The 12,474-nt window shown below is 53.7% G+C and carries 7 protein-coding genes; 1 reads left to right on the top strand and 6 read right to left on the bottom strand.

Features of this window, described 5'->3' with window-relative positions; genetic code table 11:
* Positions 1-138: 138 nt before the first annotated feature.
* The 6 genes from THTE_RS09680 to THTE_RS09705 all read right to left on the bottom strand — a co-directional run bounded on the left by THTE_RS09680 (position 139) and on the right by THTE_RS09705 (position 10,904).
* Positions 139-1,146 carry an ABC transporter substrate-binding protein gene (locus tag THTE_RS09680; RefSeq protein ID WP_157732003.1) on the bottom strand — a complete coding sequence of 336 codons (1,008 nt, stop codon included), beginning with the start codon at positions 1,144-1,146 and terminating at the stop codon, positions 139-141.
* 339 nt (positions 1,147-1,485) lie between these two features.
* Positions 1,486-2,919, bottom strand: a complete 1,434-nt coding sequence (locus THTE_RS09685) for an ABC transporter substrate-binding protein (protein WP_168175827.1) — start codon at positions 2,917-2,919, stop codon at positions 1,486-1,488.
* A gap of 105 nt (positions 2,920-3,024) precedes the next feature.
* Complete coding sequence (locus THTE_RS09690) at positions 3,025-4,260, bottom strand: ligand-binding sensor domain-containing protein (protein WP_095415251.1); 1,236 nt, start codon at positions 4,258-4,260, stop codon at positions 3,025-3,027.
* Positions 4,261-4,284: 24 nt separating this feature from the next.
* A complete protein-coding gene (locus THTE_RS09695; RefSeq protein ID WP_095415252.1) occupies positions 4,285-7,197 on the bottom strand; it encodes a multiheme c-type cytochrome in 2,913 nt (970 codons plus the stop codon).
* 125 nt (positions 7,198-7,322) lie between these two features.
* Positions 7,323-9,002 (bottom strand): CRTAC1 family protein, encoded by a 1,680-nt coding sequence (locus THTE_RS09700; protein WP_095415253.1) that lies wholly within the window; start codon positions 9,000-9,002, stop codon positions 7,323-7,325.
* 45 nt (positions 9,003-9,047) lie between these two features.
* Positions 9,048-10,904: an HzsA-related protein gene (locus THTE_RS09705; protein WP_168175829.1), complete on the bottom strand. Its 1,857-nt coding sequence runs from the start codon at positions 10,902-10,904 to the stop codon at positions 9,048-9,050.
* A gap of 383 nt (positions 10,905-11,287) precedes the next feature.
* On the opposite strand from THTE_RS09705, the gene THTE_RS09710 reads away from it, so the two are divergent.
* Complete coding sequence (locus THTE_RS09710) at positions 11,288-12,397, top strand: HD domain-containing protein (protein ID WP_237260114.1); 1,110 nt, start codon at positions 11,288-11,290, stop codon at positions 12,395-12,397.
* Positions 12,398-12,474 lie beyond the last annotated feature (77 nt).

A 12,474-nucleotide genomic window follows, 5' to 3' on the forward strand; every position in this document is an offset into this window, starting at 1 on the left:
TGCCACTGCGAGGTCTGTAAGCGGAATAGAGCTTTACAGTGCACTGGCTAGCAGCGACTCAACCACGTCTCATCTGCACGACCCCATGGCTCAAGCCGGGAAATCCTTCGACGTGCGCCTTAGCTTCTAGTAATAAGGCTAACGCGATGACGGCACTTCCGGGATGATCTTCCCGTTGCGAATAACCCCAGGCACAACCGAGCATTTATTCGCGTTGACCCTATCCCATTCAATGGTCCCGAAAACACCTCGATAGGGTGAAATGGCGAGCAGGCTGTTGTAGATCTCAACACGGTCGATGTTATCACGACCTCCTTGTGCGGCTCGCGCAACGGCATGAAGAAGCATACGAACGGCATCATAGGTGAGCGCGACAGCATAGTCGGGTTCGACAGCGAATTCTTTCTGAAATGTCTCTCGGAAGTCCTGTGGTATATGGCAAGAATCCGGAACAAGACATGGACAAATGATCCCTTCGGCGTCAAGACCGAGTGATTTGAGAGCGTCAACTCGGGAAACTCGCGCGTCGCACACAATTTGCACAGTGGATGTGTGGCGACGGATCTCGCGGATGATGGAAACGAGGAGAGGCCGGGGGGCACTTACAATCAGCCACTCGGGCGAGTTCTCGAGCGATTCCCAGACCGCTTTTGTAACGGCTTGCTCCTCTCGCGGGAGAATAATCACCGAATTGACCTGGCAACCGTGGCGGAGAAGCCATTTGTTCAATTCACGCCAAAACCATTGAGAATCATGGTCACTTCCGAGAAGAACGGCAATCCGGCGGGGACAACTGCCGGCAATTCGTTGCGCCAGGACCGGCGCGATCAGATGGTCGCCCGGCGCAAGCGCGAAGATCCACGGCACACCTGCCAAATTAGTCGTCTTATCGGTGGCCACAGGTGAAAGCAAGGGCAAATGCACTTTGGCAACGATCGTTTCCGCGAGGTGTGTTGCTTCACCGTCGGTCCCGCCGACAACTCCGACGACGTTTTCCCGAAAAATCAATTCCGCAAGGGCGGATGCACCATCCGACCACGGCGAGTCCTTGATGAGAGGGACGAGGCGGCATGGCGGCAGCTTGTCGTGAAGCTCTCTTTGTGCATCATCAAGACCTCGTTGAGCCGCCCACCACAGACTCGCCATGCCTAAGTCATCGCTCTTCGACGGACCAAAGTATCCGATAATGACCTCTTTCCTTAAGGCTATCCCCGAACTTCGAAGGACAGGCGTGGAATTAATTGGATCGCGTGCCTTAAAAAAAGGATGGATTGAGCGATCAAACGGATAAATAATTCCGCCATTCGGGCCGTCCGCAATAAGCTCAGCGGTTGGGGTTCCCCAAGCGATCAATATAGCCACAATCGCGAAAAAAACCACGCACGCTCTGCCCATAAATTTGGACAAGCGTGGTCTTATAAGCACAGAGCATAACAACTGTGGCATGGGAACCGGTAGTCGCAGCCACCAAGGCTTAATCAAGAGTTAATTCTGTGAAACTTGAACAGGCCGAGCGGGCACCTCTTTCGGCAGGCCGAGGTCTTCTCTGGAGTAAAACTTCCACTGATTGTTTTCTCGGATCGCAAGATAAGCATCACTTGCCCGGTCTAAAACCGCCGTCAGCATTATTTCTCCGGTAACCCCATGCCACGGATCCCGCCGCGTGGCCAGCACATCCCGTATTTTGGCACGATTGAGTCCGGCCAGTTGGATCGCCCAGATCAACATTTGAGTCCCATCGTAGGCATGCGCGGCGTAGGTTTCTGGCTCACAACCGAATCGCGCTTTAAATTTCTGCCGAAATTCTTCCAACCGGGAGTCATCACGCGCGGGATTCCAGGGCGAAGCACAAACCACGCCCTCGGCATTTTTGCCAGCGATTTTCACAAAATCATCAAGCAAACAGCGGTCGCACGCAAAAAAGGGCTGTTTCATTCCCATCTCGCGCATCTGGTTGAGGATGCGGGCACCGTCTTCCGCGTCGCCCCAGTGAACAACCGCTTCCACCTGAGCGTCAGCAAGTCGTTGCAACTCCATCGAGAAGTCCTGTTGCCCCACAAAGTACGCCATCTCGATAGGCACAGGCCGTTCCAGGCGACGACTTGCATCACGAAATTCGCGCACCCCGAAACGGCCATAGCGGTTGCTCGCTCGAATGATGCCGACGCGACTGAGGCCGAGCTTCTTATAGATATAATCCGCTAGAATATAACACTGACGCCGGTCATCCGCAATAACTCGCAGAACCCATGGAATATTCGTCTCAATGAATGTCGGGTCTGTATCACCTGTATTGACCACCGGTACCTCCGCCTTGAGAGCGACGCGAATTGCAATATGACTGTTCGCTCCGTCGATCGTGCCAATGATCGCCCAAACATTCTCTATGTAGGCCAAGCGAATAATCTCATCTCCAGAAGACCCCCACAGGCCGTTGTCATTGCGAACAACAAGTTCGAATGGTATTTTCCGCCGCCAGTAGCCGCCTGCGGCGTTGGCTTCCTCGATTGCAAGCTGGCAACCACGGAGCATCATTTGTCCCAGATTCTCCTCATGGCTTTTTCCACCCGTTGCCACCGACACCGTAGGCTCGATCGGCCCCAAAAAGCCGATCTTAACAGTATCCACGTGTTCTGGCTCAGGAATACCCCGTCCCGGTCCTGTGTATTCCATCTGTACGAGGAAATACCTTTTAAAAGGTTGGGTCAGCCGTCCGAATGGATCCAATTCTTTGGGTGTGTCGGCATAAACGGGGTCCACACGCAGGGGGAGTTGCGGCACTTGATAGGCCCCCGCACGATTGATGCGTTCGAGGATGCTCAACGTATAGTCATCCACAGGAAATGGCAGGTCTTCCTGATTTGGAAGAGCCCGGTTGTCTGCGCCCACTGTCGGGGCGGAATCGGATGCCGCAGCCAAACCCATCTCCCAGATGAACATCGTGACTAAAACTAAGCCAGTAATAATGGTAACCCGACACATAGTTCAACCCTCTCTCCACTCCTTATCAACCTATACACAATTTTACTTTTCGCTCGTTGAGTTTAATTTATTAAGCCATTCTGGTTGCCGCCTGACTCCCGGGTAGTAGCCCCGCCCGATACCATGCGAAAGTCCCTTTGCAGTTCCTACCCATACGTCATCGCCATCAAAGTCCATTGCAATTATGAAGTTATGTGCGATACTCGTTTCAAGTGGAACTTCTTTAATTTTTCGTCCTTGACGGAAGACCTCCGCGCGTCCGCTCGAGTCATCACCGTTGCGGTAATAGGAGACGTAGGTATCGGTGGCGTAGTCAGCGACGACTCCGAGTCCCTTGTCTGTGCACATCCAACACTCCTGTCCGGAGCGAGCCCGAAGCGCGTTGGTGAAGTCGCTGGGAAGACCCGTCTCATGAGCATAAAACCCACGCCAGTATCGGCCGTCGTATCGACACTGCCCGAAGTAGGTGGATACCCAAAGCGCTCCGCCTACATAGTTTGCCGCGGTGGTAATGACATGAATGATTCCATCATCGCGGAAGAGGTCGATCTCCATTTCCCGATCAGGATCGAGATAAACCTTCCATTTTTCCGTCGGTACGTCGAATTCCAGGCAGCCACTTCCCCACACGGCAAGGAAAACCTTATTCACCTCCGGTGAGTAAAACACGTTGTAATTCCAGATTTCTTCCATTGGTGCGTTTTTCTCGGTGAAAATTGTCCATTCTTTAGTCGTCGTATTATAGCGGCTTGCTCCGGCAGTTGTGGCGCACCATACGTTATCGTGTTCGACCGCTATCGCATAGACGACATTATTGACTAGTCCGCTGTTCAACTGGTGAAAATGGTCAAATCGCCCGCCGGACAGGCGAGCCACGCCACCTCCGAAGAGAGCCAGCCACACGTCACCGGTTTGGGGATCCACGTCAATTCCAGTTACGGCACGCCAGGGAAGGCCATCTTTCTCCCTCCACACCGTGAATTTCCGCGTCTTCTTGTCATAACACGCCAGGCCGTTTTCCGTACCAACCCAGACCTTCTCCCCTGCACAACGCACGGCGAAAATATGGTCGTTGGGAAGTCCATCCTCTTCCGTAAAGTTTTCCCACTCCGTGTACACATACGGTAAATCATCGTCTGTAAGATTATCGACACTCTGCCCAAACGCGAGCTTGGGCACCTGTGCACCTGAAGCTTTTTCACCAGAAGTGGTTTCGGCCCATGCAGTGCCGGTCGCGAGTAGCCATGCCATTACCCACAGAAATACTGCACGCCACATAGTTGTCCTCGCTTCTCCGATCAGTCACAATGTTTTCAAATACTCAATAAGATCGTTCAATTGATCCTTCGTAAGGTCGTTCGTCACACCGTGGGTGTCGTACGGGTTGTGGACAGTCCAAATTTCTTCCAGCGTCGGGGCGATTCCGTTGTGAAGATAGGGAGCGGAGTTATAGATGTTGAGAAGCTGTGGCGTATCAAACACACCATGCCGATCCAGCTTCATTTTGGTGCCCACATCGTGACTTCGCCGATCTGTGTACAGCGGCGGTGGGTGGCAGGTGACACAACGATTTTCCGGTGGGATCAGGCGCCCATCATTCGTATAAATCCTCTCGAAAATAGCCCGACCGCGACGCTGTGCGGGAGTGAGCGGCGCCCCAACAGGTCGATGCCGATTGGGAGCGAGCGGGATAGTGCAGATATAATAATCCAGGGCCGTTAATTCCTCCGGAGTAAAAGGCTGAATGCGGGTAAAGAATACGGCAAGGCGGGTTCCGCATTGACGGGAAAGTGTCGGGTTGATTCCCTCCCATTTGAATGGGGATGTGTCAAGAATTCCCCTCAGAGTTCGGTTGTCGACGGGGTTGACCCCAATATCATCTTCAATATCGTACGTCAATCCTTCAACATGTCCGTCGGGATGGCAGCTCGCACAGGAAAACTGTCGATGGAATGTATTTTTCGCGCTGTGGAAAATGCGTTCCCCAAGCCGTTCGCGTGTGATAATCTTCGGACCACCCAGGTCAATTGTTTTCACGAGCTCCAAAGACTGAACGTCAATGATCCCTATGCTGTCATCGAGAGAATTCGCCACAAGGAGCAGCCCGCGTTTCTTATCGAGTGCAAGCCCCCGTGGACAGTGACCGACATCGATCTGCTTCAGAACGAACTCTGTGGCAGGCCCCAGGTGGTTGGGAAGAATTGATTCTCGAGTTTCGTCCGGATATGAACGAACGACCGCTTCCAGCTTCTTGAGATCAACAACCGCCACGCGGCTGTTACCCGCACTGGTGACAAACGCCTGGAGACCGTCCGGGCTGATGACAACGTCATGCGGATCAGGAAAACATTCGCCTGGCTCATCGAGCAGGACTTGGTCAATGCGACCGTCCGGCCAGAGAATTCCCAGCCCGTTGGTGATCGTCCAGCCTTGAAGCAGTCGCGTGATTGGAATCACGTTCTTATGCCGGGCCAGGGTAAAAAGTGCAAATCGCTGCTTCGGATCCCAGGCCACTCCACGGAGGCCATTAGCCCCATGCGCCACCGGCCGATTCACGACTTGGACTGTGCTTGTGTCCAGTATGGTCAGCTCAGTCTGAGCTTCCGTGCGGAACGGCACAAATCGCGAGTAGATATTGGTAACCACAAGCCACTTTCCATCCGGTGAAAGACTCAAAGACCAAGGACCGCGTCCCGCGCTCAATGTCTTGACAACCTTAAATGACTTCAAGTCAACGACGGATATATCATCCGAAAGAAAATTACAGACATACAAAAAGCGCCCCTGTGAATCGATCAATAGTCCGTGCGGCTCATCCCCGACAGAAATCGTTCGCACCACTTTTTTTGTACGAATATCGACGACCGATACTGAATCATCCAGCCGGTTACTTACAAATGCGTAGAGGCCATCGGGCGTGAACGCTACGTCATGGGGTTGACGCCCCACGGGGATTTCGCCGCGAACCGTCATGGTGTCCAAATCGAGTAAAGCCACTGTATTTGAAGCCTCGCAGGCCACCAACGCAATGTCAAAGTTCGGCGATACGGCAATATTCACCGGCGTCTTATAAACCACTTCCGAATTCTGTGTGGAACGATCAGGCTGGGAAGGATGAGCAATTTTGGCCATCATTTGCTCGAAATCGAATGGTTTATCCGGGCTTGATTGATGGCATCCGAGGCATGTTTCACGGGTGGGTTTCCTAAGCGATCCGTCCTGCTGAGACAGATTACGCCGCCGGGACTCGACATGCTGACTTCCTGGGCCGTGACAGGCCTCGCATCCAACACCCTCGAACAGGTTGAAGCTCTCGCGAATTGCAGCAGCCGGTACATGATAGGCCGTGGAATGACATTTCAAACATTGCGTCGCCGTCCGTGGATCCCCCTCCACCCCCCGCTTTTTCGCCAATTGCTGCCCTTTGGTCGAACCCAAGCACGAGTACGCCCCGGCGTGTTTACTTTCCAGCCACTTGCTGAACTGCCATCCGGAACGAGCACCGTCGTGGCACTCTGCACACACTGCAGATCCCACAAGGGCCGACTGCGTCTTGTCTACGGGCGGAGCGGGTCTTTCCAGTGGCGAGAGCGACGCATTAGATGGAACCGGATGTTTAATCGATTGCCAACCTTTGGCAATATCGAGGCCGGATTTACCCAGCACGCGCTGGTGGGATTCCTTCGGAGCGTGACAATATATACAACCTTCCAGCCCGGGCATGCGCAGGCCGCGTTCCATGGCCTTCTGCCGATCCCGCATAATAGCAGCATCCGCATACTCACTTCCGGGTCCGTGGCATTTCTCGCACTGAACACCCTCGCGAACTGAAAATGTCGGATCCAGCTCCCAGGGTTCTGCCTCTGCTGCCGTTGCATGGCAACCCAGACATATCCGTGACTGATCGGGTTCCTCGGCCACTCCACTCAGTCGTGCAATCTGCCTGGCCTCTGGCTTGTGCAGCGCCGCATACGCCCGGGCATGGGCAGATTGTGCCCAAATACCGCATTGATCGCCCAAAGATTCTCCTTCGTGACACTCTGCACATACCTTCACACCGACATAAACAGGCTGAAAATTAGGCGGTGCGGCTTTTGAATCACGGGCCGCCAAAACCGAAACGCTAATCCCGATTAAGATCCACGGTATCCGCCTCACCCAACTTGACCCCTTACCGGAGGATCGCAAAGTGCGTCTAAATCCCGCTGTACTCATTATCGCCACGTCCGACGTTCACGTTTAAAATGCCTACCAACTACTCGCATGCTAAACTCACGATTTATTCGCAATCCCTGCTGCGATGACCTATACAAGCTTATCCTAAAACGCACGACAGTCCTTTAGTCAGGTTCAACAACTTTGAGTACCTGGTTCGCCTTGACGTTCTCCAAACGTGTTTTTTTACCGTTTGGCCAGCGGATTTCGACCCAGTCGGCAACGGTGTTGTCTCCCGACCCAAAATGAACCCGCGGATCCATCTGCGACAGGTATCCACGGGTCGGAATAGCATCGCGGAACTGAATCAGCGACCCGGCGCGGACTGTGACCCTGGCACCGATCGCATCCGTTTTTCCATTAGAGCGCTTGGGCCAAACCATAAGCCAATTCTTCCGGTTTCCCCCGTCGTTGCGTAAAAGGACTGGCCTATCATTGAGATTAATTATGAGGAGGTCTAGGTCACCATCATTATCAAAGTCACCACATGCCACAGCCCGTCCTACATGCTTTTCGTGGAAATATGCACCGGATTGATGCGACACGTCGACGAATTGTCGATTTCCCACATTCCTCAAGAGCACATCCTCTTCCGGATATTCATGGTGGGCATCCCCGTTTGCCACAAAAATATCCAACCAGCCATCATTGTCGTAGTCGAAAATGACCGATCCCCAGCCGGTGTATTGTCCACACACAGCGGCGATTCGTGAACGTGCCGTCCAATCCTCAAAATATTCACCGAAATTGATGAGCAAGCAGCTATAATCCATATCTGGAATGAAAAGATCCAGCAAACCATCGTGGTCAATATCGCCAAAGTCCGGCCCCATACTGGATACACCCTGCCCCGCCTCTCCAAAGGCAAGGCCCCTGGGTAGGGCTTCGTTGCTGAACTTCCCGCCTCCCAAATTCAGGAAGAAATCGTTTGCCATCGCATCGTTAGTAACATAAATATCGAGCAGGCCATCGTTATTTACGTCGGCCACCGTCGCGCTCATGCCACGCCCCTCCGGATTCCATACTCCTGCTTCTTTGGTAACATCGGTAAAAGTGCCGTCCCCATTATTTCGATATAGACAATCCGGTTGTCCCTCATAACTCAGCGGGCCTGGATAGCCGTCCGCCTTATAAAAAGCACGAAAGGCCCCCAGATCATATTGCAGATAGTTACACACATAGACGTCCAGCAGTCCGTCGCCGTTGTAATCAAACCAGGGTGCGGACAGGCTCCATCGGGGATCATCCAGGCCAGATTGGCGGGAAACATCGGTAAATGTTCCATCCCCGTTATTATGGTAGAGAACATTTGGACCATAATTGAGGACATAAAGGTCAACAAATCCATCATTATCGTAATCTGCTGCTGAACATCCGCTTCCGAAATGCGTGTCGCCGACTCCCGCCTGATCCGTCACATCCGTGAATGTTCCGTCTCCGTTGTTTCGATACAGAGCGTTGCGAAGCTGCCCGCGTAAATGACGGCCTCGATTACTGCTGACGCCGGGAGTCCAAGCACCGTTGACAAAGTAAATATCCATCAGGCCATCATTGTTGTAATCAAAGAACAGCGCCCCGCTGCCTGTCCCTTCGACGATGTTGCTGAGTTCTTCATCGCCAAAACTGTGTTTAAAGGTGATGCCTGCCTCCCGCGTCACATCCGTGAAGGTTGGCAGGCTCTGAGCAAGAGACGGCACGCTGAGCGTGGTCCAGTAAAGGGACACTGAAGCCAGAAACGCTAGACGCATCCACCGGGCAGGTGCGTTTGTGTATAGAAATCTGTATAGAAATGATAACGTGTTCATAAGGTAGACGACCTCTCCGAGTGCGGTCTGCTGATTTACAAGATATTACTGTATTGCAAATGGATGTTGACGATCATACAAAGCGCCAGTGTCAATCCACTCAATCATTATTTGCACATCTTTTTGGGATAAGGGTTGCACCTCAGGGTCGTTGGGCCAGGGTTTATACGGTCGGGAAGGCCATTCTCCATCCCACGGTTTTGCCAGGTTTTTAGACATCACGTGCCAGACAAGCGAACTTAAACGAGCTGCGCCGGGCACCACGTAAACGGGCGCGGCATCGGCAGCCTCCGCCGAAGACGGAGTATCAGCAGAGCGAACCAGCTGCGCGTATGAAAACGCTGGCGACGCTGACACGGGACCAGGATGAGCCGGATCCGCCGATGGAGCCAGCCACGGCCTTGTTCGCGGCGGAGTATGGCAATTCAAACAGGACCGTTGAATAATAGGCCAAACGTCGTGTACAAAGTCGGGCACAGTGAGGGAAGCCGAGGGCTCAATCCGTGGTCGATCTTCCCACAGGGCGTCAGCCATTCTGTTAAACGGCACACGTTCCGGATCTTCATGACAGCCAATACACCCTTGATGAACGCCGCCCTTGACCCAAAACCATCCGGAGGTTCGCACATTGATCCCCTGTTCGTCAATCAGTTGGAGTGCCAAGGGAACGTCGGAAGGGACTTCCACCTGGAAAGATCCGTCCGGATATATCGGAATTTCACCCAGCACGCGGAATGGAAAACGCGGCTGCCGATTGGCGGCGGTTTTCGGATCGGTGATAGCCTGCAAAACTCGCAACTTTTTGATCGAGCCTTTCGGAAATCCCTGATCTCCCAGGTCGTTGTCGTAAACGCTCAAGCAATAGAGAGTGCCGCAAGACGCGTTGTCATCAACCCCCGAGGATCGGCCGTCGGGAAGGAGTCGGGGAGCAACTGGCTTGGCCAAGAGTTCGTGGTAACGGGGATCATCGAAGAGCGGCGTCCATGCGCGTGCTTCTAAATCAAAAATACCAAGCGCAAACGAACTCCCGCCGGTTCGGGGGCGCCGTGAAACGAGCAGACGCCCATCTGGGAGAGCGCACGGCGAGTGATAGACCCACGCCCGATCTTCGGTAAGGCGTTGATATGTCCGTAAAGGACGTCTCAAATCGACACATGCAATCTGTCCTGCCCCATCCGGTGTCAATTCGTCGCTTTCTATGAAGACCAATTTTCCGAGCAGGCCGTGGGGAATGACGGTTGGCATAAGCTTGTACCTGGCTCCGATGCCTGGTAAAAAATTCGCAGGGTCCGTCCCGTCTGTGTTGACCGCCAGGAGGTCCAAACGCACCTGTGGATCGTGCGGGTATGACGAGCGAAAACTGGCAAAAACAATCCTGCCATCAGGAAGCAGTGTCCCGGGCAGATCGGGTGCATGACTAACCGTAAGACGTCGAAAATGTGACCCATCCATGCGACAGGAGAACAGAGACGAAACCGCTGTGCCTGTGAGTGCCGATGCTTCTTCGCTCAACACTCGAAAAAGCGTGATTTGAAACCAGGGAAGCGGGGCATCGAGAATATACTGAGTGGATTGGTAGCTGGGAGATCGACAGTCGCGTGCCTCACGTGTGATTTGCCGCAGAGTTCGCGTTTCCAGATCGAGCTCATAAATGTTCCAGGGTGCATTAGCCTCAGGTTTACCGGCGAGGAGCAGCTTTTTTCCGTCAAAGAACACATCTGCTTCGGCCGTAGCAAAAAACGAGGGTAGCAGAATTTCCGGCTCGCGACCCGGCTGAAGAAGCACGAGGCGACATGGCCGATTTACGCCGACCAGAGTCCCGGGGTACGGTGTGGCGATCAGGTCCCCGCTTCCCTCAACTGCCACCTGTGTCAGTACAATAGGACAAGGGAGATTATCCACCGAAGGGGGGGCTGCCCTCAGTTGCCCAACTGTGATAACAAAGACGGCCACCCCCGATATCAAAGACCAGCACGGCAAAGGCAAGACACGTGTCTGAAAGATGTGCTGTCGCTTCCAGATTGGCCTGACCCAACCAGAAATCATGACAAAAGAAACCCAGTTAACGAACAGAGCGTTGACCATCGTGAATGGACTGAGAGTAAAAAGCGATTTTACAGCCGGACCTTCTTGATTGCAACAAATTGGCACCTTAATACCTGATCAGAAAAAAGCAAGTAATTCGATAAACTTTCATGATGATCCCCGGTAGCGAGTGTCGGGTGAACCTGCCACCAGTGTGACAAATCAGGACGGGAAAGAAGTGCTCCTGTAGCAGGGGAGTTATGCGAGAACGGGACTCTAAACTCCGGCGACGTGTGGCGTGGGAAGCGGCACGCCTGATGTACTTCCGGGAGGAGACCGAATATTATCGCGCCAAGTTAAAGGCGGCCCGCCGAGTTTTTGGCCCCGACGTTCGGCCGGGAGACCTCCCCAGCAACCGCGAGATTCGCGAACAGATCGAGGCCGTTGCCCGCGCTTTCGAGGGGGAAAAGCGGGTCCAAAAGTTAGGAGAAATGCGGCTGGAGGCTCTCCGCATGATGCGGTTACTGAAAGAGTTCCGCCCCCGCTTGGTGGGAAGCACCCTCACCGGTCACGTGCGCCGTGGCTCGGACATCGATATCCATGTCTTCTCAGACAGCGTGGAAGCGGTCCGGCTAACACTGGAGCAGGCCGGACTGCCCCACGAGGTGATTCGTAAGCGGGTTGTCAAACACGGGGAGGAACGGACCTACACGCACATCCACGTTTCCGGGCAATTTGAGTTTGAATTGACCGTCTATCCGAGCGAGTTGGTAAACTACCGCTTCAAAAGCTCGATCACAGGCAAACCGATGGAGCGCGCGTCAATCGAGGAACTTGAAAAACTGCTTGCCCGCGAGCATCCCCAACTCATGGTGGAGATCGAGTCGGACGACGCGGAGACGGTTGTGGACCGGTTCCGCGTGTACGAATCCCTCCTGCTGCCGCTGGAGAAGGTGAAAGAAGACCCAAGGTATCACCCGGAGGGTGATGTTCTTTACCACAGTCTCCAGGTTTTTGAATGTGCTCGGGAAGAGTCCCCCTACGACGAAGAATTTCTTCTCGCAGCTCTTTTGCACGATGTGGGAAAGGCCATTGACCCCAAAGACCATGTGAAGGCGGGCCTGGAAGCCCTGGAAGGTTTTATTACAGAGCGGACGGCCTGGCTCATCGAGCATCACATGGAAGCTCAGGGGATCCTTGATGGAAGCATCGGGGCGCGAGCCCGCCGCCGTCTCGAGGCTTCGGAGGACTTCGACACTTTGATACTTCTTGCCAAGTGCGATCGGGCTGGTCGGCGGGTGGGCGTCAAAGTTCCGGACCTTGAAGAAGTCTTCGAGTACCTTCGCAGCCTAGAACGCGATTTCCAGTAGAGACGGTTCACGGCATTCTCCTCAACCGCTCAACGATTCAACATGGCCTGATGTCTCGCTCAAAGGGTCATTCAGGT

Origin of the sequence: Thermogutta terrifontis (genome assembly GCF_002277955.1) — a bacterium.
Classification (GTDB): Bacteria; Planctomycetota; Planctomycetia; order Pirellulales; family Thermoguttaceae; genus Thermogutta; species Thermogutta terrifontis.

Coding starts and splice junctions, on each gene's coding strand:
- THTE_RS09680 (WP_157732003.1), bottom strand. CDS start 1,146: ATGGCGAGTCTGTGGTGGGCGGCTCAACGAGGTCTTGATGATGCACAA.
- THTE_RS09690 (WP_095415251.1), bottom strand. CDS start 4,260: ATGTGGCGTGCAGTATTTCTGTGGGTAATGGCATGGCTACTCGCGACC.
- THTE_RS09695 (WP_095415252.1), bottom strand. CDS start 7,197: ATGAGTACAGCGGGATTTAGACGCACTTTGCGATCCTCCGGTAAGGGG.
- THTE_RS09700 (WP_095415253.1), bottom strand. CDS start 9,002: ATGAACACGTTATCATTTCTATACAGATTTCTATACACAAACGCACCT.
- THTE_RS09710 (WP_237260114.1), top strand. CDS start 11,288: ATGCGAGAACGGGACTCTAAACTCCGGCGACGTGTGGCGTGGGAAGCG.